Annotated in this window: 16 protein-coding genes; 13 read left to right on the top strand and 3 right to left on the bottom strand. The window is 69.8% G+C overall.

Annotated elements, in window-relative coordinates; translation table 11 throughout:
• Positions 1 to 88 precede the first annotated feature (88 nt).
• Both GTZ93_RS23495 and GTZ93_RS23490 read left to right on the top strand, forming a co-directional pair.
• On the top strand, positions 89 to 1,453 hold the full coding sequence (locus tag GTZ93_RS23495) for a hypothetical protein (protein ID WP_161662993.1): 1,365 nt from the start codon (positions 89 to 91) through the stop codon (positions 1,451 to 1,453).
• 224 nt (positions 1,454 to 1,677) lie between these two features.
• The gene (locus GTZ93_RS23490) at positions 1,678 to 3,054 is read left to right on the top strand and encodes a hypothetical protein (RefSeq protein WP_139923404.1); all 1,377 of its coding nucleotides are present in this window, start codon (positions 1,678 to 1,680) and stop codon (positions 3,052 to 3,054) included.
• Positions 3,055 to 3,161: 107 nt separating this feature from the next.
• Here GTZ93_RS23490 and GTZ93_RS23485 read toward each other — a convergent pair whose 3' ends face one another.
• Positions 3,162 to 3,365, bottom strand: a complete 204-nt coding sequence (locus tag GTZ93_RS23485) for a YtxH domain-containing protein (protein ID WP_120599180.1) — start codon at positions 3,363 to 3,365, stop codon at positions 3,162 to 3,164.
• A 217-nt stretch (positions 3,366 to 3,582) separates the two neighbouring features.
• Here GTZ93_RS23485 and GTZ93_RS23480 point away from each other — a divergent pair, with 217 nt between their 5' ends.
• The 4 genes from GTZ93_RS23480 (at position 3,583) to GTZ93_RS23465 (ending at position 8,652) form a co-directional block, all read left to right on the top strand.
• Positions 3,583 to 5,133: an alpha/beta hydrolase-fold protein gene (locus GTZ93_RS23480; protein WP_139923402.1), complete on the top strand. Its 1,551-nt coding sequence runs from the start codon at positions 3,583 to 3,585 to the stop codon at positions 5,131 to 5,133.
• Positions 5,130 to 5,450, top strand: a complete 321-nt coding sequence (locus GTZ93_RS23475; protein ID WP_139923401.1) for a hypothetical protein — start codon at positions 5,130 to 5,132, stop codon at positions 5,448 to 5,450. Before GTZ93_RS23480 ends, GTZ93_RS23475 begins: the two co-directional genes overlap by 4 nt.
• A gap of 91 nt (positions 5,451 to 5,541) precedes the next feature.
• On the top strand, positions 5,542 to 6,789 hold the full coding sequence (locus GTZ93_RS23470) for a hypothetical protein (protein WP_139923399.1): 1,248 nt from the start codon (positions 5,542 to 5,544) through the stop codon (positions 6,787 to 6,789).
• Between the two features lie 483 nt (positions 6,790 to 7,272).
• The gene (locus GTZ93_RS23465) at positions 7,273 to 8,652 is read left to right on the top strand and encodes a FadR/GntR family transcriptional regulator (RefSeq protein WP_161662992.1); all 1,380 of its coding nucleotides are present in this window, start codon (positions 7,273 to 7,275) and stop codon (positions 8,650 to 8,652) included.
• Here GTZ93_RS23465 and GTZ93_RS23460 read toward each other — a convergent pair.
• Entirely contained in the window at positions 8,561 to 9,091 is a 531-nt protein-coding gene (locus GTZ93_RS23460) for a hypothetical protein (protein ID WP_126933250.1), read from the bottom strand. The two genes, GTZ93_RS23465 and GTZ93_RS23460, sit on opposite strands and share 92 nt — an antisense overlap.
• A 107-nt stretch (positions 9,092 to 9,198) precedes the next feature.
• On the opposite strand from GTZ93_RS23460, the gene GTZ93_RS23455 reads away from it, so the two are divergent.
• The 3 genes from GTZ93_RS23455 to GTZ93_RS23445 all read left to right on the top strand — a co-directional run bounded on the left by GTZ93_RS23455 (position 9,199) and on the right by GTZ93_RS23445 (position 14,528).
• Entirely contained in the window at positions 9,199 to 10,125 is a 927-nt protein-coding gene (locus tag GTZ93_RS23455; protein ID WP_139920010.1) for an ABC transporter ATP-binding protein, read from the top strand.
• Complete coding sequence (locus tag GTZ93_RS43295; protein WP_139920011.1) at positions 10,122 to 13,703, top strand: ABC transporter permease/M1 family aminopeptidase; 3,582 nt, start codon at positions 10,122 to 10,124, stop codon at positions 13,701 to 13,703. The genes GTZ93_RS23455 and GTZ93_RS43295 overlap by 4 nt, the downstream gene beginning before the upstream one ends.
• A 144-nt stretch (positions 13,704 to 13,847) precedes the next feature.
• A complete protein-coding gene (locus GTZ93_RS23445; RefSeq protein ID WP_139920013.1) occupies positions 13,848 to 14,528 on the top strand; it encodes a hypothetical protein in 681 nt (226 codons plus the stop codon).
• A 2-nt stretch (positions 14,529 to 14,530) separates the two neighbouring features.
• On the opposite strand, the gene GTZ93_RS23440 is transcribed toward GTZ93_RS23445, so the two are convergent.
• Positions 14,531 to 16,018 (bottom strand): DUF4397 domain-containing protein, encoded by a 1,488-nt coding sequence (locus GTZ93_RS23440; RefSeq protein WP_139920015.1) that lies wholly within the window; start codon positions 16,016 to 16,018, stop codon positions 14,531 to 14,533.
• 360 nt (positions 16,019 to 16,378) lie between these two features.
• Here GTZ93_RS23440 and GTZ93_RS23435 point away from each other — a divergent pair, with 360 nt between their 5' ends.
• The 4 genes from GTZ93_RS23435 to GTZ93_RS23420 all read left to right on the top strand — a co-directional run bounded on the left by GTZ93_RS23435 (position 16,379) and on the right by GTZ93_RS23420 (position 20,801).
• On the top strand, positions 16,379 to 18,415 hold the full coding sequence (locus GTZ93_RS23435; protein ID WP_139920017.1) for a S9 family peptidase: 2,037 nt from the start codon (positions 16,379 to 16,381) through the stop codon (positions 18,413 to 18,415).
• A 90-nt stretch (positions 18,416 to 18,505) separates the two neighbouring features.
• Entirely contained in the window at positions 18,506 to 19,051 is a 546-nt protein-coding gene (locus GTZ93_RS23430) for a hypothetical protein (protein WP_120579175.1), read from the top strand.
• Positions 19,052 to 19,074: 23 nt separating this feature from the next.
• On the top strand, positions 19,075 to 19,764 hold the full coding sequence (locus GTZ93_RS23425) for a hypothetical protein (protein WP_139920019.1): 690 nt from the start codon (positions 19,075 to 19,077) through the stop codon (positions 19,762 to 19,764).
• On the top strand, positions 19,761 to 20,801 hold the full coding sequence (locus tag GTZ93_RS23420; RefSeq protein ID WP_139920021.1) for a hypothetical protein: 1,041 nt from the start codon (positions 19,761 to 19,763) through the stop codon (positions 20,799 to 20,801). The genes GTZ93_RS23425 and GTZ93_RS23420 overlap by 4 nt, the downstream gene beginning before the upstream one ends.
• Positions 20,802 to 20,805 lie beyond the last annotated feature (4 nt).

The raw sequence follows: 20,805 nt of genomic DNA, 5'->3' as shown, positions 1-20,805 counted from the left end.
CTGGCACGCAACCTGCTCTTGGGACGGCCCGCCAATCCTGACATCGCGTGTCAGATATGGCGGAACCTTCTTCCCAAGGCACAGCACCATGCACCGTCGTTCCCCCCGAGCCTCCTGGCTTCGCGCCCTGACCCTCTCCTCGTTCGCCGTGGGTGGCCTGTTCGTGGCCGCGCCCGCCCACGCCGCTGAAACGCGCGAGATGCCTGCCACCATCGTCAACGTGTCCATGCAGGACGGAGAGCTGACCGCGCGCATCCGCTGGTCCGCGGAGTCGAAGTCCCTGCCGGGGGAGGTGGAGGTCCTGTCCTATGACGGCACGGAGAAGATCACCGCGGGCGAGCGGCTTTCGCCCAAGGCCGGCGAGGAGGTGGAGGTGAAGCTGTCCGGCGCGGTGCAGGAGCCGTGGGAGACGGGCTGGGCCCAGCGGCTCGTCGTGCGGGAGGCGCAGGGCCGGGAGCTGGCCAGCCAGCCCTATGACGTCAGCCTCGCCTGCGAGGACGAGAAGACCTGCCAGCTGACGGCCGCGCCGGGCATCTCCGCCAGCCGCGAGGTCCTGCACGTGAGCAACGCCCTGCAGAAGACCCTCGGCGCCATCGAGAAGGAGATGGGGACGAAGCAGTTCGACCTGGTGCGCGAGGTGGCCCGGCGTGAGCCCTCGCTGTACGGCGAGGCCCTGAGCTACGCCCACGGCCTGATCAAGATCGGCCCCGCCGAGGGTTGCCAGTGCTCCTGGGAGGCGTCCTACTCACGCACCAACTCCTCGGGAACGAGCCTGGGCGCGGCGCACAACCTGTACTCGCGCCCCCTGTCCCAGAACAAGCCCTCCAACGCCCGCCTGACCACGCAGGACAGCAGCCGCGTCACCCTGACCCTCCACTGCACGTCGCTGGCCTCCATCCTCACGCAGGAGTTCGGCATCCGGCAGCCCGGAGGGCTGGTGAAGCCCGTGCGCATGCTCCAGCCCGTCTACAGCACCTGCGCCGGGACGTGCAGCGGCCGGTTCAGCCACTTCGGCCGCATCACCGGCAAAACGACCGCGCAGAGCACCACCCCCTTCCCCCCGCCCACCATCCCCAACGGGTCGGCCATGGAGCAGAGCAAGTACCACCTGGGCAATGGCCTGAGCCCACTGCTGAACGAGACCCGCTACGCGCCCACCGGCGACCAGGAATTCGACAGGGGGATTGCCATGCACAACGTGAGCAGCGGCTCCGGCTACGTGCAGACGTCTGGCGAGGCCTTCCACGCATACAACGGCAACGCCAGCACCTGGCAGCCGTACGGCCGAGCACAGGGCAACTACGCCATCGCCGTGCAGGGCGTCGCGGTGTGCCCGGGCGAAGGCCTGGGTCCCATGGGCCGCGCCTTTGACATCCAGTCCACCTATACACTCCCAGAGAACGAGGTGGATTCCATGGAGAAGAGCGTCCAGGACTTCTTCAGCATCCTGTAGCCCGCCGCGCTACACCCGGCGGGGTTTCCGTAACGTGAAGGGACACATTCCCAGTGCAAGCAACGATTTCGGAAACATCGTGGAAAACCATGCATTCCCTCTGAAACCAGTATCAATGGCAGACACGACGCAATCCCTGGCACGGGACCTGCTCTGACAGGGAACCGCCCTCCGACCTCCCGCGTCGGGGGGCGGACCCCCATTCGTCCGTAAGGGATTGCCACATGCCCCAACACTCCTCGCGAGGCCTGTCCGGCCTCGTGCCGTCCTGGCTGCGCTCGCTGACCGTCTCCTCCTTCGCGCTCGGAGGGCTGCTCGCGGCCGCGCCGGCCCACGCCGCGGATCCGCAGGAGGTCCGTCCGAACATCGCCACCGTGCTCGACGTGGCGCTGGTGGACGGGGAGCTGACCGCGAGCATCCTGTGGACGGACCGGCAGGACGACCTGCCCCGGTCCTCGAAGCTCGTCTCCTATGACGGCAAGGACACCGCCACCGCGGGCGTGAACGTGACGCCCAAGCTGGGCGAAGTCTCCCAGGTGAAGGTGTTTGGCGCGCTGGACAAGCCCTGGGAGACGGGCTGGGCGCAGAAGCTGGTGCTGGAGGATCCGCAGGGCCAGGCGCTGGCCACCCAGCCCTATGACGTGAACCTGGACTGCGCGACCGAAAAGGAGTGCAGCCTCACCGTGTCCAAGGGCGTCACGTCGGAGAAGGACGTCGTGCACGTGAGCAGCGAGCTGGACGCCGTCGTCACGGAGCTCGACGCGAGGTATGGCCAGGGCGAGTACGACCTGGTGAAGGAGGTGTCCAAGGACTTCCCGCACCTGCGCGGCGAGGCCATGGTCTACGTCCAGCAGTGGTACTGGTGGTACCCCATCATCGGACCCTGCACCTGCGGCTGGACGACCACGACGACGCGCACGCCCACCACCACCCAGTCCATCCTCGTCTCGTCCCCGGGCCGCAGCCTCTACGGCTGGAACGGGCCGGGCGCGAAGCACACGCTGAGCGCCAACGCCATCCCGACGGGCCCGACCCTCAACCGGACGGTCACCGGCTCCAGCCAGCTGTCGCTGGGACTGCGGTGCTCGCGCCGGATCTACTTCTACTGGTGGGATTTCGTCATCCACCGGCCGGGCGGGGTGTTCCCGGTGCGCTTCCCCTTCCCTGTCAGCATTCCCTGCACCTCGCCGTGCCAGGCCCGCTTCGACCACATGGGCCGCGTCTCCGGCCGGACGACCATCAGCGGCGTGGCCACCGCGCGTGAAGCGGGTACCTGGCGCGTGAACGGCGGCGTGCCGTCCATCAACCAGCTCATCACCGGGAACAACGCCTTCGACACGGACGCCATCGGCGTCTCGTTCTCGAACACCAGCGCCTACAACACGGTCAGCACGTCGGGCCAGGTGACGATTCCCTCCACGTCCAGCTTCGCGAGCGCCATCACCACCAACGGCTACGCCCAGGCCATCCACGGCCAGCTGACCTGCCCCCAGATTCCCGCGCTGCCGGGCAGGACCGTCTCGGATTACGGCACGACGCAGGGCACGTCCCACCAGCTCAGCCTGATCTGGAGCATCTTGGACTTCGCGGCGGGCTTCTAGCCGCGCACGGCTGATCCGCGATGAATGACAACACCCCGGAGGCCGGCACCGTGAAGGTCCGGCGTCCGGGGTGCTTGTTTCTTCCGCGCGCGAAAGGCAGCGGCTGACTACTTGTCGGTCGCGTCCTCGATCTTGTCGCCGGCCTTCTCCGCGGCGTCGCCCGTGGCCTCGGCGGCGTCCTCGGCCGTGTCCTTCACCTTGTCGCCCGCCTGCTCCACGTCGTCCTTGGCGGCCTCGCGGGTGTTGCGGTGGCAACCCGTGCCCACGGTGATAGCACCCAGCGTCAAGGCCAGCAGCGTCAGCTTCTTCATACGGTGTGACTCCTTCGCTTGAAGGGGGTGGCGGGATGCGACCCGCCGTCCCCCGTGCGCCGCGCAAGGTAGGCACTGTCCACCAGCTGCCAAGGGGGCAGCCCTTTTGGGATGTCCGCTCCGGGGCGTCCGCGCCCCACTGATGGGCGCCGGAACACGCTGTTAGGGTGCGCCTTCACGAGGGGCCTGATCCCGCCCCCCGGAGGCACACCCATCCATGTCGCATCCCCGGCCCTCAAGGCCCACCCTGCTGCTCGTCCTGGCGTTGGCGGCCCTCTGGGGCTGTTCCTCCGACAAGCCGAAGCCCGTCGAGCAGCTCTTCTCCGACGTCCAGTTCGACCTCACCGTCCCGCCGGAGACGCCGGTCGACGCGGAGATCTTCCTCAAGGGCCCCACCGCCACGTTCGGCGGCACGGACGGGCGGGGCCTGGAGATGGTCTACCAGGGCGGCCGTCAGTTCAGCCTGAAGGCCCGGCTGCCCAAGAACACCGCCTTCACCTACGCGGTGCGAATGACGGCGCCCACGGCCCAGGTGGCGCTGGACGCCCAGGGTGCACCGGAGGCGGACCGCACCGTCACCGCCCGTGAGAACGAGGAGACTGTCACCCTCACGGTGGAGCGCTTCGGCGCCGAGGGGGGGCAGACAGGCGCGAGGACCGTGTTCATCGTCCAGGTCCCGGACATCACGCCGGTTGGGGCCAAGGTGTGGCTGTCCGGAAACCAGCCGGAACTGGGGAACTGGAATGGCGCGGAGGTGGAGCTCTACCAGGCCGTGGACAACGCCTACGCCGGCGCCGTCACCTTCGCGGCGAGCACGGGCCTGGAGTTCAAGGTGACGCGCGGTTCGTGGGACACGGTGGAGAAGAGCGAAACGGGCGCCGAGGTGGCCAACCACACCTTCACGACCGGCGGCGGCTTCGAGCGCGTGCCCGTGGCGGTGAAGGGCTGGGCGGACCTCTCCACGCCCCCGCCGCCCCCGCCGCTCACCGGCGACGTGCGCTACCTGCGCAACGTCGTGCCCCAGGACGCAAGCCTCAAGCCGCGCGACGTCATCATCTGGCTGCCGCCCGGCTACGAGGCGGACACCACGCGCCGCTACCCGGTGCTCTACATGCACGACGGCCAGAACCTGATGGACGTCAGCACCGCGTTCGCGGGCGAGTGGAACGTGGATGAGACAGCGCAGGCGCTGGTGGAGTCCGGCAAGGTGGAGCCGCTCATCATCGTGGGCATCTACAACACGAGCGACCGCATCGCGGAGTACACGCCCGTGCCCTTCCCGCCGGAGTACCCGAACGCGGGCCGCGCGGACGTGTATGGCCAGTTCCTCGTCCAGGAGCTGAAGCCGCGCATCGACGCGGAGTTCCGCACGAAGCCGGAGGCGCGGTTCACGGGGCTCGCGGGCTCGTCGCTGGGCGGGCTCGTGTCCATGTCGCTGGGGCTCAAGCACCCGGACGTCTTCACCCGCCTGGGCGTGGTGTCGCCGTCGGTGTGGTGGGCGGACCGGGAGATTGTCTCGGAGGTGAACGCGCTCACCGCCAAGCCCGAGCTGCGCATCTGGGAGGACATCGGCACCAACGAGGGCTCCGGCAGCCAGGCGGAGACGGTGGCGGACGCGCAGGCGCTGCGCGACGCACTGGTGGCCAAGGGCTGGGTGCTGGACGACGACCTCAAGTACACGGTGGTGGAGGGAGGCCAGCACAACGAGGCCGCGTGGAGCGCGCGCTTCGGTGACCTCCTGCGCTTCCTGTATCCCGTGAAGCAGTGACGAAGCCGCCGCCCCCCACCACCCCGGATGGACGCTACCTGGTGGTGGACGGGCGGCTGTGGCGCCGCAGCAATCCAGCGCTCGGGCCCCGGCAGCGAGAACTGCTGGTGGCCGCGCTGATGCGGGCCCGCGCCGACGTGGGCCGGGCGAAGCGAACAAAGGACGCGGCCCTGGAGCGCCGGGCGCGAGACCGCGTGCACCGCGCCAAGGTGGGCTTGGGAGAGCGGGGCGCGCCGTGGTGGACGGATGGCACGCCGGACCTCAACCGGCGCCTCGTCCAGAACACGCCCTACGCCGCCTGGGTCCAGGACCTGTGAACCGGTTGTGACTTGAACGCCCACCTCCAGGTGTGGAACACGCCTTCTGTCTCAAAGCTGTATTCCCCCCAAGACAAGAAGGAAGTGTTGCATGCGTCACGCCTGGAATCGGCTGTGGTGGCTGGTGCCGTCGTTGCTCGTGGCGGCGTGTGGTCCATCGCAGGAGCAGGAAGCGCCCACGGAGGTCGGCTCGAGCACGCAGTCCATCCTGTACCCACCGCCCGTGCCCTCGAGCGGCAACATCGTGGACAGCACTGCGTACCTGGGGCCGGTGGGGCTGAACGGCGCGGTGCAGACGCAGTTCACGACGAACCCGCAGTATCTTTCCTTCAGCTTCAACGTGGCCGAGGGCGCGAGGGTGAGCCTGGAGGTGACGCACCTCGGCAGCAGCATGTACCTGGACACGGGCCTGTTCATCTACGGCCCGAAGAACGCGAGCGGCAGCTACGGCACCACGGTGCTCGCGCAGGACGACGACGCGGGCTACGGCCAGCTGTCCAAGGTGGCCAGCCTGACGCTGGCCCAGGGCGGCGAGTACTTGGCGGTGGTGAGCACCGGCACGGGAGCGGGCAAGAAGTTCCGCCTGGCGCTGGGCTGTCTCAACGGAGCCTGCGCGCAGGATGACCTGTTCACCGCGTGCGACCTGGACGTGGCCACGCGCATCGAGGTGTGTGACGAGAGCGTGGTGGAGACGCAGAGCGTGACACCAGCGCAGGCGCTGCCGCAGTGCACGGACGCGCAGGACGCGCACGACGCCTGGCTGTCTCAGTGCGCTGTGTCGTCGGGCCAGAAGCCCTGGTGCGCCAACGGCGAAGCGGCCTTCACGTCGCGGATGTGGCCGGTGTGCAAGGACTTCTACCGGCGCTACTACGGCGCGGGCCCGCTGCCACTCACGGAACTGGAGGACAACGACGCCATCAACGAGGCCCGGGCGGACGGCCACACGCGGTGCAAGGCCGGCGAGAATTACTGCGACGAGTTCCTCTGGACGCTCAACGTGCCCTCCGTGGCGGACACGCAGCCCACGCAGCTGGACTGGGTGGTGGAGGGCGCCTTCGCCACGCTGCCGGAGCTGTCGTCCAATCAGCGCGTGCAGTTCACGCGGCAGCCCAACCTGACGTACGCGGACTTCGCGAGCCGCATCGCGTGGGCCTTCCCGGAGCTGGGCCAGGTGCTGCCGCAGGAGCTGGGCAACGGCACGGAGGTACCGGTGGTGGCGCACCTCTACGACGACCCGCTGGTGGCCCCGGGTGCGCATGATTTCCACAACCTCTACATCGTGTACTTCCCCCAGTCGCACCGCACCGCGGTGTTCTGGCTCATCCAGCACGAGTACTGAGCGGAGAGGCCCCTAAGGGAGTGCGGCGTCCAAGAAGGCCCCCAGCAGTCCGTCACTCCATCCCGCGACTTCAAATCCTCCGCGAGGGCACGCGCCTCGCGGAGCGCCGCGGCAGGCCAAAACGGGAACTCAAGCGGACGCAAAGGCGGGCCCACGAACAGAGGCGCCCGCCAGGGCACGGTGGCCTCAAAACCTGTCCGACTGTCGGACAGGTCCGCACTGCATGAAACCTGAACCGCACGCCTGCCTCGCGGAGCACAGCAGCAGCCAGGACGTCGTGCGTGCGCAGACGCCAGAATGAGGGCACGGACAGATGCCCCGCCCGGGACCGGTTGCCTCAAAACCTGTCCGACAGTCGGACAGGTTTTTCTCCGACCGGGCCCGGAGGGTGCCCCCTGGCTGGCAATGAGAAGGGGGGGCCCGCACGTCCATGTCAGCCCCCTGTGGTTGGATGGCGATGCTGGGACGAGGAGGGGGATGGGGATGGAACGGCGAGGACTCGTGGCCTATGTGGAGGCGCAAATCGAGCGCGATATCGCGCTGGGGCGTCTGCACCCGAGCGGACAATTCGGCTCCGAAGCGAAGCTGGCGCGCCGCTATGAGGTGTGTCGGGGCACCATCCGCGAGGCGCTGAGGCGGCTGGCGGCACGGGGGCTGGTGGTGCAGCGCCCCGGACGCAAGACGCGCGCGGTGCCGCTGGATGAGTCGCTGACGCTGGAGAACCTGGGGCTGGCGCTGCATGACGCGAGCAACCCGGATGCCCGGTGGCTTCTGGAGGGCTACTTCAGCCTCAAGCGGCAGGTGCTGGTGGAGCTGCTGGCCGACTGCTGCGCGAGGGCCTCGGACCTCGACCTGGACCGGCTGGGGAGCACGTGCTACCAGCTCCAGGACGCGGCGCGCTGGGAGTCGGGGGAAACCTGCGCGCAGGCGGAGTTCGAGTTGCTGCGGCATGCGGCGCGGGTGGCGGCGCGTCCCGGGCACGTGCTCCTCGTGCAGTCCTTGCAGCGGGCCTTCCTGGGATGCGCAGCCCAATTGCTGCCGCTCATGGGAGGAGACGCGCTGCGCGAGTGGGCCTTCCGCGCGATGGCAATCCTGCACGAGCGCGACGTGCAGGCACTTCAGCATGAGCTGCCGGCACTGCTGAAGGCTCGCGATGAGCGCGTGCTGAATGCCTTCGCCCCTGCTCCTCAGGTACCTGCGTCCCCCGTGGCCCCAGGCTCCCAGTCGGACGTTCACGGCACCCCTGTGTCAGCCATCGCGCGGGACGATGTGCTGGAGGCGCGGCCTTGCGTCCAGGAGTGCCGTCCCGGCGATTCCACACAATGCCGCGTGCAGGAGAATGCGCTGGAGGTACGGCCCTTGGGCGAGGAGCGCGACCTTGGCGGCGTTGCGTCAGCCGCTGGGGATATCCAGGCGCTCGGGATTGCTCCCTGCTTCCCTGTGGCCCCCGACAGCGGAGGGTCGTTGTCTTCAGATGCCGGCGGGCTCGCCTTGCTCGCGTCTCGGGGGGAATGCATCGAGACGGACCTGCTGGAAGCGGCCTTGGGCAACCTTTCCGACTGTCGGACAAGTTGTGACGATTCGTCTTCGGATGGCGGCCTTCAATCCGAACCACCACCCACCCGCGCCCATGGACAAGCGGGCGTGGCGGAACGCGAGGTGGGTGGCGCGATTCACGGCCACCTGAGACGGTGGGTGGCTCGCCTCTTGCGGTCCACTGCGCATTCCCTGGGACGACTCGCCTCGAGTTACCGCGCTTCAGGCGATCTGCTCAGAGCTGCTCAATGCCGGGAGCAGCCGACGAGCCTTTCACCGTCGCTTCATCCGGACGCAGCTTCGCGCGCACGCGCGGGTCCAGCTTGAGGATGACCGCCTCCACCGCCTGCGCCTGGGTGTAGTCGTTGGCCGGCGTAAGCAGGAAGAGGCCGACGGCCGCGTCGCCCCCCGCCGCCTGCGCCACCTTCCTCACGTGCGCGATGAGGTCCTGCTTGGAGTCCACCCGCCCCTGGCTGAAGGCCAGCTTGCCCAGCAACTGGTGCGAATACCCGTCCTTCACCTGGAGCATGTGGGAGGTCATCTCGATGCCCTCCGGTAACGTCTCCTGCAGGAAGATGACCGCCGCCGCGTCCTTCACCGCCGCCGCCTGGGCCAGCACCTCTCGGTCGCGCTCGGGCAGGTATTCGCCGTAGCCCCGGTACTCGTTCTGCTCCAGGGCCTTGCCGTGGAGGTAGGTCGGACCCGAGCAGCCCAGGAACGCGAAGGCGCCCACCAAGACGGAAAGGCAGATAGGTCGAAGGTTCATGTTCAGGCTGTCTAACACACCGCGCGAGAGCGCTCATGGACGCGCCGTGCACCCTTCGTTCGCGAAGCTGGAAATGGAGACCCCGGCTTCGGCGTAGAACGGGCCACATGCTCAGCCTGCGCAACCTGGTGAAGGTGTATCCGGGCCCGGTGACGGCCCTTCGTGGCGTGGACCTGGACGTTCCCAAGGGGATGTTCGGCCTGCTCGGGCCCAACGGCGCGGGCAAATCCACGCTGATGAAAATCCTCTCCGGCCTGCTGGAGCCGACCTCCGGCGAGGTGACGCTCGACGGCCTGGACCTCGTGCGCCACCCGGAGGCGCTGCGCCCGCACCTGGGCTACCTGCCGCAGGAGTTCGGCTTCTACCCGTACCTCTCCGGGCAGGACATGCTGCGCTACCTGCTGGAGCTCAAGGGCGTCACCGCGCCGCAAGGGCTGAAGGCCCTGTGCGCCCAGTTGCTGGAGCGCGTGAACCTCACCTTCGCGGCGAAGCGCAAGGTGAAGGAGTACTCCGGCGGTATGCGGCAGCGGCTGGGCATCGCGCAGGCCCTGGCCGGTGACCCGAAGCTCCTCATCGTGGACGAGCCCACCGCGGGACTGGACCCCGAGGAGCGCCAGCGCTTCTACCGGCTGCTCGCGGAGGTGGCCCATGAGCGCACGGTGCTCCTGTCCACGCACATCGTGGAGGACGTGGCCATGCTCTGCCCTCGCTTCGCCGTCATCCGCCACGGCCGCGTGATGGCCATCACCAGTCCCACCGAGGCGAAGGCCGCCCTCCACGACTCCCTCTTCGAAGGCACCGTCCCCCCGGCCGACATGGCCGCCTTCCAGCAGTCCCACCGCGTCACCCAGGCCGTGCTCTTCGAGGGCAAGAACCGCGTGCGCATCCACGCCGCTCCGGGCGCGCCCGTGCCCCCGGGCTTCGAGCGCACGCCGCCCACGCTCGAAGACGCCTATCTCCTCCTGATGAAGGACGCGCCCGAGCCCAAGGCCCCGGCACCGGTGTCCGTATCCGCCCCGGCGGTGGGCGCGTGAACGCGGCTCGGCTCTGGCGCGTGGCGCGCACCGAGTGGCGTCACCAGACGCGGCGCCCCTTGTTCTGGGTGTTGCTGGTGTTGCTGGTGTTGCTGGTGTGGGGCGTGTCCTCCGGCAACGTCACCATCGCCGCGGGCAGCACGGAGGTGGGCGGCAAGAAGGCGTGGATCACCAGCGCCTTCGCCGTCGCGCAGACGGTGCTGCTGCTCTCCTTCATGCTGTTCACCTTCTTCGTGTCCGTGGGCGCGGGCATGTCCGTCATCTCCGACGACGAGGCCCGCGTGCAGCCGCTGTTGCACACCACGCCGCTGACGCCCTCGGAGTACGTGTGGGGCAAGTTCGCGGGCGTGCTGGGCGCGTATGTGCTGGCGCTCGGGTGGATGATGGGGTGGCTCGTCTTCTTCCACCACGTCGTGCCGGCGGGCGCGGACGCGGAGTTCCGAGGGCCCTTCGCGTTCGGGAACTACGTGGGCGGCGCGGTGTGGTTCGGCCTGCCGCTCATTGTCTTCATGGCGGGCGCGGCCTTCGCCACGGGCGAGCGCACGCGCCGCGCGGTGCCGGTGTACTTCCTGCCGGTGGGGCTGTTCTTCCTCAGCGCGTTCTTCCTCTGGGATTGGTCCCCCGGCTGGCTGGACCCGCGCGTGAACCGGCTCCTGATGGCGCTGGATCCCGGTGGCTTCCGGTGGCTCACTGAGACGTGGATCAAGGTGGACCGGGGCGTGGACTTCTACAACACGCAGCCCGTGGGCCTGGACGCCCTCTTCGTCACCAGCCGCTTCGTGCTCATGGCCCTGGGCCTGGGCGCGGTGGCCTGGAGCGAACGCCACTTCCGCCGCGCGCTCCGGGGCGAAGTGCGCACGAAGACCCCTCGCAAGGGCGTGGTCATCGACGCGCCTCCAACACAGGTGGCGCTGTCGCACGCGGAAGCACCGCTGTCCGCGCTGCGCATGGGCGTCCGTCCGCCGGGCTTCTGGACGGGGCTGTGGACGGTGACGCGCGCGGAAGGACGGGGCCTGCTGTCGCAGCCGGGGCTCTACCTGTTCCTGCCGCTCCTGATGTTGCACGTGGTGTCGCAGGGCGCCACGGCGGTGGGCCCCTTCGACACGAGCCTCCTCTTGGTGCCCGGGCGCTTCGCGGTGCGCACGATGGGGCAGGCGTCGGTGCTCGTGTGCCTGCTGTTGATGTTCTACGTGGTGGAGTCGCTGGAGCGTGAGCAGGCCTCCGGCTTCGCGCCCATCCACGACGCGACCCCGGTGCGCACGCTGTCGGTGTTGCTGGGCAAGGCGCTGGCGAACAGCCTCGTCGCGGTGGCGCTGCTCGCAGCCATGGCGCTCGCGGGCACGCTGGTGCAGGTGTCGCAGGGCAAAGTGCCGCTGTCGCTGACGCCGTATGTCCTCGTGTGGGGGCTGTTGCTGTTCCCCACGTTCCTCCTGTGGACGGGCTTCATCCTGGCCGCGCGCGCGGTGACGGGAGGCCGCTTCGGCACCTACGCGCTGGCCCTGTCCGCGCTGGGCCTCACCGGCTACCTCGCCGTGCGCGGCGATCTCACCTGGGTGACGAACTGGCCGTTGTGGGACGCAGTGCGGTGGACCGACCTGGGCGCCTTCCAGGTGGATCGCGCCGCGCTGGTGCTCAACCGCGTGGCAGCGCTGGGCGCGGCCGTCTTCTTCACTGCGCTGGCGGTGCGCCTGGATGGCCGCCGCGTCCGCGACTCGGTGACGACGCTGGAAGGATTGAAGCCTTCGGGCCTCGCGCGCGGGCTGTGGCGGCTGGCGCCGTACCTGGCGGTGCCGGTGGTGGCGCTGACGTGGCTGGGCATCCTCGTGGGGCAGGGCCACCAGGGCGCGGCGGCGAAGAAGCGCGCGAAGGAGTACTGGCAGAAGAACCTGGCGACGTGGAAGGACGCGCCTCAGCCCATGCTGGCGGATGTGGACGTGGACGTGGACCTGGAGCCGGAGGCGAGCGCCTTCCGCATGAAGGGCACGTACACGCTGCTGAACCGGCACACCGTGGCGCTGCCGCGCTTCGCCCTCAGCGGCGGCGATGGCTGGACGGACGTGCGCTGGACGCTGGACGGCAAGGACGTGACGCCGGAGGACCGCGCCGGGCTGTATGTCTTCACGCCGTCCCCGCCGCTACCGCCCGGAGCGAAGGTGACGGTGGGCTTCCAGTATGCGGGCCATGTGCCGGATGGCGTGTCCCGCGAGGGCGGCGCGTTCAGGGAGTTCATCCTCCCGTCCGGCGTGGTGCTCACCAGCGAGACGCCCACGTTCGCGCCGGTCGTCGGCTACGAGGAGGAGCGCGGCATCGACCCGAAGGAGAACCGCTACGAGCCGCGCGTGTACGCGGACGACTTCTACGAAGGGCCCACGGATGCCGCCTGGGGCAGCAACATGCCGTTCCCCTTCCGGATCCGCGTCAGCGGCCCGGAGGCCTACACGCTCAACTCCGTGGGCGTGCGTGAGAGCGACACGGTGAAGGACGGCCGGCGCACCACGGTGTGGCGGAGCGACCATCCGGTGAGCTTCTTCAACGTCATCGCGGGGAAGTGGACCCGCGTGGACGGCGCGGGCACGGTGGTGTTCCACGACCCCTCGCACGGCTACAACGTGCCGGAGATGATGCGCGGGCTGGAGGCCGCGCGCCGGTACTACTCGGAATGGTTCCACCCGTTCCCGTGGGCCGAGCTGAAGCTGTCGGAGTTCGCCGGCCTGGACAACTACGCGCAGGGCTTCCCCACGGACATCACGTTCTCGGAGTCCATCGGGTTCCTCACGCTCACCACACCGGAGTCGAACGCGGTGCTGCTCGTCACCGCGCACGAGGCCGCGCATCAGTGGTGGGGCGACCTGCTCATCCCCGGCAAGGGGCCCGGTGGCAATGTGCTGTCAGAGGGCATGTCGCATTACTCGTCGCTGAAGCTCATCGAGCAACTCGATGGGCAGGAGGCTCGCCGGCAGACCGCGAAGCGCATGGAGGAGCGCTACGGCAAGGACCGGCGCGTGGACGCGGAGCAGCCGCTGGTGAAGCTGGACGGCTCGCGCGACGGCGACACGGTGGTCCTCTACGAGAAGGGCGGCTGGACGTTCTGGATGCTGGAGGACCTGATGGGCCGCGACGCGATGCACGCGGGGCTCCAGGCCTTCCTGAAGCAATACATGAACAACGCCGACCATCCGGTGCTGCAGGACTTCATCGCGGGGATGCGCCCGTTCGCGCCGTCTCCCGAAGCGTTCGACCGCTTCACCCGGCAGGCCTTCTTCGAAGTGGTGGTGCCCGAGTACCGCGTCAGCGACGCGCGCGTGACGAAGGACAGCGGCCAGTGGGTGACCACGGCGACGGTGACGAACGTGGGCACGGGCCGCATGCCGGTGGAGGTGACGGTGACGAAGGCCGGTGAGTCCGCCGCGCCCCTGGGTGCCGCGGAGGCCGTGACGCGCGTGGAGCCCGGGGCGGGCGAGGCGGTTCAGGTGACGCTGCGCTCGGAGTTCGAGCCGGAGCGGCTGCTCGTGGATCCGGACGTGCGCGTGCTCCAGTTGCGCCGTGAGCAGGCCCAGACGACGCTCGCGCCGCCGTGACGCGATGACACGCATGTCTCCGCGCACCGGGGACACGTTGTCATGGTGTCGGACGCCCACGGTGTGCCGCTCCCTCTGCGAGCGGGCTGGCACATCGATTGCGATGGGCATCCTCCGCATGGCGGACCTAGGGGGTCCTGCTCCATGACGGGGGTTCATCACATGGTCGCGATGAAGTGGATGCTGGGTGTGTCGCTGATGTTCGTGTCGACGGTGGCGTTCGCGGAGCAGGGCGTCACCTCGGGGTCGTTCCCGGTGGAGCGGCGCAACGTGGTGACGGTGTCCGTTCCCCTCCAGAACCTGACTCAGTTGTCGCTGGAGGGCGAGCGCGTGATGGGGGAGCGCTTCTCCGTGGGGCTGGGCGTGTTCGCGTCCGTCTTCCACGACCGCAGGCGGCGCGAGGAGGCGGATCGCAACGGATTCGAGGGCTACGACGACACGAGCTATCAGGTCGGCCTGGCGCCCTCGGTGCGCTTCTACCTGACGGGCCGGGCACCCCAGGGGCTGTGGGTGTCGCCTCGCCTGGAGGTGAGCGCGGGGCACAGCTCCAGCTCGCTGGTGGGGGACTTCGCGGACGAGCCTATTGCCAGGGACAACCGCATGGACTTCTGGTCCGTGGGTGGGACGGCGACCCTGGGTTACAGCGTGGTGCTGGATCCCGGCTTCACGGTGCAGGGTGGCGTCGCGCTGGGGGCCCGGCGCGAAGCGCTTGCCTATGACGCCATCATGATGGACTCCGTCGAGGGGCTGAAGATGGGGCGGGCCCGCGAGTCGGCGTGGCTGCTCACCCAGCGCATCGTGCTCAACGTGGGCTGGGCCTTCTGACGTCAGGGCGCGTCGGCCTGCGTGCTCACGGTCCACGGCGTGCGGGTGGTGTCCACCCACAGGAGCTGGAGGTCCCAGCTGCCAGGCGCGGAGCCGGGCGTGTCGGTGGCGACGGCGAAGACGCGCGTGTCCGGCTGGGGCGTCACGGAGAAGCTCGTGCGCGGCGCACGGTTGGCGTCGTCGGACGGCACGACTCCCAGCGTGACGGTGCCACCGGAGGGCAGCGGCAGGCCGTCCTGCGCGGTGGCGGAGGCGAAGGGCACGTTGAGGAAGGGCGCGTCCGGCAGCACGCGGCGCTCCGAGCCCAGCGGCCCCACGTCCACGGCGGGCGTGTCCGCGGCCGCGTGCACCCAGCGCAGGCGCAGGTTGGACGGGTCGCTCGCGAAGCGGTCCGTGAGGGGCAGCAGCGTGAACGGAGACGCCGCCGGCCGGGGCGGCTCGAGGTAGCCCGCGGCGACCATCAGGTAGCGCTCGCCCGGGACGAACGTGGGCGTCGTCGCCGTCGCCACCGGAGCGCTCGAGGGGCGCTCCGTCCCGGACGCGGCGGCGAAGAAGTCCAGCGTGTACGCGCCCGGCGGCACTTGGAGCGGCGAGGACAGCGTGCCGTAGGAGAGGCCACCGGACAGCTCACGCTCGCCAGCGAAGAGGTCCAGCGCGGGCGCGTCCGGTGACGCGTGCAGCACGTACACCGTGGGGTTCTGCCGGAGGATGGCCAGCGTGCCGTCGCGGCCCGCGGTGAGCAGCGAGAAGCCATCGCCCGCGCGCGCGGAGGCGGACATGAGGCCGGTGGCGACGATGAGCGTGTCGGTGCCGGAGCCGGGCGCGGGCACGGTGAAGGACGTCAGGGGCTGGCCACCCGTGCGGAGGCCCACCTGGAACGCGGCGCCCGAGGGCAGCACCTGGGCCTGCTCGCCGGAGTCGCGGAAGCGCGCGAGCGACGCCACCTCCACCGAGCCGTCATTGCCCAGGTCCACGTCCACCGTCGGCGCGTCCGTGCCGGCGTTGACGATGCGCACGCGCGTCTGGCCTCCGTCAGCGGGCACGGTGTTGTCGCGCAGGAGCAGCGTGCGCATCGCCGCGCCGGAGTCCGAGGCGCCGAAGGCCCCCGCGGTCACCACCGTCCAGCGCGTCCCGGCCTCCATGCCCACCCGCTGGGACACGACGGGCGCGGTGCTCGCCGCCGAGCCCGCGGGCCGCAGCTCCACGGTGACAGCGCCCGCGTCGCGCGTGAGGTAGGGCGTGGTGGCGCCATAGGCCACGGCCCGGGCCACGGGCGTGGGGTCGCCCGCGACGTAGACGTCCATCGCGGGCGAGCCCGGCGCTGCCTGCACGAGGCGCAGCTGCGCCTCGGTGGGCGGAACGAGCACCGGCCCGTCCTGGGTGGGCGGCGCGTCGGAGTCCTCCGCCGAGCCGCCGCCGCACGCGGGCGCGAACACCCCCAGCGACGTGAGCGCGACGACGAGCAGTGTCTTCTCCCGCATCCAGGCCATGTCGAAGTCCCCCTTCCTCGGCGGGCCGCGGACGCGGCTCGGCACCGATGTCGACAGGGGTAAGGGTGGTCATCACCCCCACGCTGGCGAACCCCCACGCAAGGGCCACTGTCCGCCCGCGACGTTGTGCACCGGCGCACGTCGCAAGCCCCGGGCATCACAGGCGTGGAGGGCTTCGAGGTGAGGCCGGGAGCGATCACCCTGCCCCGCGGTCACGCTCGTCCGGCCGCCGCGGCGCGGCATCCAACAGGGTGGCCGCCCGGGCCATCCAGTGTTCAACACGCATCATCGCGCGGAGAGGGAGGAACGGCGCGCGTGGGTGCCGGGGAACGTGATGGCGCTGGTAGGGTCGGTGGCACCATGAACCTCGCGTCCCTTCCGCTCATCGTGTCCCTGCTCGCGGCGCAGACGCCCGCGCCGGCCCCGTCGAAGACGCCCCCCGCGCCGGCCGCCGCCGCGAAGGCACCGTCCGCCGTCCCTGGCATCGCCCCGCTGCCCGGCCTGCCCAACCTGTGGGTGAGCGGCGTGCCGCCGGTGCCGCCCGCGCTCTCCCAGCGCGTGCAGCAGTACCTGGAGTCCCGCTCCGCGCAGCTGCTGGACGTGAGCGGAGATGGCCAGCAGGTGCTCATCTCCACGCGCTTCGCGGACGTCAATCAGCTGCACCTGGTGGAGATGCCGCTGGGCGCGCGCACGCAGCTCACCTTCACGAAGGAGCCCATCAACCGGGCGCGCTTCCTGCCGGGCAATCCGCAGGTTGTCTTCTACCTGCAGGACACGGGCGGCGGAGAGTTCTACCAGGTGCTCAAGCTGGACCGGCGCACGGGCCGCTCGGAGCTGCTGACGGACGGCAAGAGCCGGCATGAGGAGCTGGTGGTGTCGAAGGACGGGCGCTGGCTCGCGTACGCGGGCACGGGGCGCAACGGCAAGGACACCGACGTGTACGTGGCGCCCACGGCGGACCCCAAGCAGGCGAAGCGGGTGACGGAGGTGGAGGGCAGCTGGGCGCCGCTGGAGTTCTCCCAGGACGGCTCGAAGCTGCTGGTGCGCCAGTTCCGCGCGGCGGACGACGCGGACCTGAGCGTGGTGGACGTGAAGACGAACGCGCGCACGCAGCTGACGCCCAAGGAGGGGAAGGGCAGCGTGGACGCCGCCGTCTTCACGCACGACGGGCAGGGCGTGTACGTGGCCACGGACCGCTACAGCGACTTCGCGGAGGTGTACCGGCTGCCGCTCACGGGTGCGCCCCAGGCCGCGCCGCCGTCGCTGACGAAGTCGGTGCGCTGGAACGTGCAGAACCTGGAGCTGTCCCCGGACGGGCGCAAGCTGGCGGTGGCCATCAACGAGGAGGGCTTCGGCCGGCTGTACCTGCTGGACACGCGCACGCAGGCGCTGTCGCCGGTGGAGACGCCGCGCGGGGTGATTTCACAGGTCCGCTTCCCGGCGAAGCGGTCGGACCGGGTGGCGTTCTCGCTGACGTCGGCGCGCGTGCCGCTGGACATCTTCACGGTGGACCTGGGCACGAAGAAGACCACGCGCTGGACGCGCTCGGAGGTGGGCGGGTTGGATCCGGAGACGTTCGTGGAGCCGGAGCTGGTGCGCTACCCGTCCACGGACGGCGTGAAGGTGCCGGCGTTCCTGTACCTGCCGAAGAACGCGAAGGGGAAGGTGCCGGTGGTGGTGATGTTCCACGGCGGTCCGGAGGGGCAGAGCCAGCCCATCTTCAGCGCGCAGACCCAGCTGATGGTGACGGAGCTGGGGATGGCGGTGCTGCTGCCCAACGTGCGCGGCTCGGAAGGGTACGGCAAGGCGTACCGCGCCATGGATGACGGCGTGAAGCGCGAGGCGAGCCTGGCGGACATCGGGGCCACGCTGGACTTCGTCGCCTCCCGGCCGGAGCTGGACGCGGCGCGGGTGGGCATCTACGGCGGCTCTTACGGCGGCTACATGACGCTGGCGACGGCGGCGTTCTTCCCGGACCGCATCAAGGCGGCGGTGGACGTGGTGGGCATCTCGTCGCTGCCGTCATTCCTGCAGAACACGCAGGCGTACCGGCGGGACTTGCGGCGCGCGGAGTACGGCGACGAGCGCGACCCGGAGGTGCGCAAGGTGCAGGAGCGCATCTCGCCGCTGGGGTCGGTGGACAAGATTCGCGCGGCGCTCTTCGTGCAGCAGGGGGCCAACGACCCGCGCGTGCCGCAGTCGGAGGCGGAGCAGATCGCCCAGGCGGTGCGCAAGAAGGGCGCGGACGTCTGGTACCTGCTGGCCACGGACGAGGGGCACGGGTTCCAGAAGAAGACCAACCGGGACATGGCCCAGACGACGGCGCTGATGTTCTTCGAAAAGCACCTGCTGGGCCCGGCGGCAGGGCAGGGGAGCGGGGCAGCGGGCGGAAAGTAGCCCCCACTTCGGAGGGACCCGGGCGCGGCCGATATGTCCCCGCCCCGGGGACGTTACACATTGTCCATGTCAGCGAGGAGGGTCCTATCCATGAAGCGAGACAGACAGTCATTGCGTCGGGGTGTGGGAGTGTTGGCGGTGCTCGCGGGTGTGGGCGGAGCGTGGGCGTCCTCGGAGCAGGACCAGATTGCCTTCAGCGTCGCGCGGACGCAGTTCAACCTGCGGATGACGCCGGACAACGTCACGGGCCCCGAGTTCCAGGTGTCCCGTCTTCCAGGCGAGCTGCGAGGCCGCGTGGCGGACGCCCCGGTGACGCTGCGGCTGGAGGACGAGAAGGTGAAGGGCAACATCGGGACCTCGGTGGTGAACCTGGAAGTGAAGAAGGACGGCGACGCGGTGAAGGCGAAGGGCGGCTTCTACGGGCGCCCCGTCAACCTGACGCTGTCGCCGCAGGAATTGACGGTGTACGTGCGCGACTGCACGTACCGGCTGAAGGCGAAGGAGGAGGGCCGCACCTACGAGGGGAAGCGCAGCTGCGACCGCTCGTTCATGCCGCCCACGGTCATCACGCTGCCGGACGCCTTCCTCGCGGCCTCGCCCGCGGAGCAGGCGTCGCTGCTGCTCCTGGCGCTGTAGTTTCCCCGTAGGCTCGGGACGCGATGACGCGTTCCGTTTCCCGTGGAGAGGGGCCCTGGCACCGGATGCCGCCGGTGCTGGGACTCCTGTGGGTGTTCGCGCTGGCCGCGTGCGCGAGCGATGGCTCCTTCGAGCGGGAGTCGTTCGAAGCAGCGACGGGTGACGACACCCCAGCCGAGCGCGCGGGCCTCGGATTCACGCGAGAGGGGGCGTTGGAGCGTGCCGGGCCCGTGGGAGGTGAGCGCGCCCGGCAGGCGGAAGCGGCCCGGGTGGTGCGCGAGCTCTGGGATGTCGCGGGTGCGCGCGGAGTTCCGGGCGAGGCGTGGACCTTCGACTACCAGGTGCACGACGGTGCGCTGACGTTGGTGTCCTTCCGGCGCACGGCGACGGGCCAGGGTGCCGGTGCGACCGTGGAGTGGAGCGGGTTCTCCCGCGAGCTGACGCGGAGCCTGTCCACGCTGGTGGGGGTGAAGCCGCGCCGCCTGCGCTTCACGCTGGAGCGCGGGGTGGAGCGCTGGCGCTTCGACCTGGAGACGGTGCGTGGCCCGGTCGCGGCCCACGCGCGAACGGTGCCCGAGTCCCTGCCGGGAGCGTCCGAGCCCCTGGTGTCTGATGCGCTGACAGTGGCCCGGCAGCTGCTGCCGCGTCTCGCGTGCCCTGGGAGGGCCGGGTGCGTGAAAGGGCAAGACTCCAGTTCGAAGGACTGCGATTGAAGCCGGAGGTAGAGCTGGGCGTGTTCGAGGTCCAGGAAGGCTCAGGCCGCCGGAGCGCGCCCGGGAGCGCTGACCTGCGCATGCCGGTGGTGCAGGCGTTGTTGCCCTTCGCGAACGCGGTGGGAAGCCGCACCGTCGAAGTGGAGCTGGAGGGAAGGCACGTTCGCGGTGAACCCGAGCCACGCTGGCGGGTGGTGGCGGCGACGACGCTCGAACCTTCCGAGCCTCCAGAGGAGATGCAGGACATCGCCAGGGAGTACCGGGCGATGCAGGAGGAGATCCTCCGGCACTGGCGTGAGGAGGTGAAGGACAGTGCGCGCCTCGCGGGCGTGTGGTCCTTCGAGCAGCTCGCGTACTGGTACGTGGGAGGCTTCATCGCGAAGGGCGCGCTCGGGGCGATGGAGGCCGTCGCGCCCACGGTGGTCTCGGTGCTCGGCAGAGGAGGGGCGAAGGCCGCGCAGTGGTTCCGCACGGTGTTGATCCGCACGCCGCCCGCCGAGCGCGAAGCCCTCCAGCGCATCTGGATGAAGGTGGAGGCAGAGGGCCTGACGGCACTCAAGGCTGGGGAGCAGGCCGAGCTTCGGCACATCCTGGCTCGGGTGGAAAAGGCCCTGCATGAACCTCTCGACCGGCAGGCGAAGAAGCGGCTCCGGCAATGGGCGCGGCGTGAGTACTTCGACACCGTGAACCCCCGGCTCGCTCGGGAGTTGGGACCCTTGAGGATGGAGGAGTATGAAATCCACCACCGCATCCCCTTGGAGTATGCGCGCCTGTTTCCGCGCATGGACATCAACCAGGGCACGAACCTGGTCGCTGTCGAGCGCACGGTGCACCGGAGCATCAACAGGGTCTGGGAGTCCGTGGGGCAGCAAGCCCAGCGACTGGACAACAGACAAGTGGAAGCGCTCTCCCGGGTGATCGATCAGCAATATGGTTCGTGGTTCCATCGCGTCCACGTTCCAGCGGAATCCGCTTCCGCGCTCGCGACCGCGGAGCAGAATGCGCTCCGTGCGGTGAAGGGACTGCTGGAGCGGTGAAGGG

It is taken from the genome of Corallococcus exiguus (assembly GCF_009909105.1).
In the GTDB taxonomy this organism is placed as follows: domain Bacteria; phylum Myxococcota; class Myxococcia; order Myxococcales; family Myxococcaceae; genus Corallococcus; species Corallococcus exiguus.
This window is presented reverse-complemented; position numbering and strand designations above follow the sequence as displayed.

Excerpts from the sequence above, each read along its gene's own strand:
- GTZ93_RS23495 (WP_161662993.1), top strand. The coding sequence starts at position 89 with ATGCACCGTCGTTCCCCCCGAGCCTCCTGGCTTCGCGCCCTGACCCTC.
- GTZ93_RS23490 (WP_139923404.1), top strand. The coding sequence starts at position 1,678 with ATGCCCCAACACTCCTCGCGAGGCCTGTCCGGCCTCGTGCCGTCCTGG.
- GTZ93_RS23485 (WP_120599180.1), bottom strand. The coding sequence starts at position 3,365 with ATGAAGAAGCTGACGCTGCTGGCCTTGACGCTGGGTGCTATCACCGTG.
- GTZ93_RS23480 (WP_139923402.1), top strand. The coding sequence starts at position 3,583 with ATGTCGCATCCCCGGCCCTCAAGGCCCACCCTGCTGCTCGTCCTGGCG.
- GTZ93_RS23470 (WP_139923399.1), top strand. The coding sequence starts at position 5,542 with ATGCGTCACGCCTGGAATCGGCTGTGGTGGCTGGTGCCGTCGTTGCTC.
- GTZ93_RS23465 (WP_161662992.1), top strand. The coding sequence starts at position 7,273 with ATGGAACGGCGAGGACTCGTGGCCTATGTGGAGGCGCAAATCGAGCGC.
- GTZ93_RS23460 (WP_126933250.1), bottom strand. The coding sequence starts at position 9,091 with ATGAACCTTCGACCTATCTGCCTTTCCGTCTTGGTGGGCGCCTTCGCG.
- GTZ93_RS23455 (WP_139920010.1), top strand. The coding sequence starts at position 9,199 with ATGCTCAGCCTGCGCAACCTGGTGAAGGTGTATCCGGGCCCGGTGACG.
- GTZ93_RS23445 (WP_139920013.1), top strand. The coding sequence starts at position 13,848 with ATGACGGGGGTTCATCACATGGTCGCGATGAAGTGGATGCTGGGTGTG.
- GTZ93_RS23440 (WP_139920015.1), bottom strand. The coding sequence starts at position 16,018 with ATGGCCTGGATGCGGGAGAAGACACTGCTCGTCGTCGCGCTCACGTCG.
- GTZ93_RS23435 (WP_139920017.1), top strand. The coding sequence starts at position 16,379 with ATGAACCTCGCGTCCCTTCCGCTCATCGTGTCCCTGCTCGCGGCGCAG.
- GTZ93_RS23430 (WP_120579175.1), top strand. The coding sequence starts at position 18,506 with ATGAAGCGAGACAGACAGTCATTGCGTCGGGGTGTGGGAGTGTTGGCG.
- GTZ93_RS23425 (WP_139920019.1), top strand. The coding sequence starts at position 19,075 with ATGACGCGTTCCGTTTCCCGTGGAGAGGGGCCCTGGCACCGGATGCCG.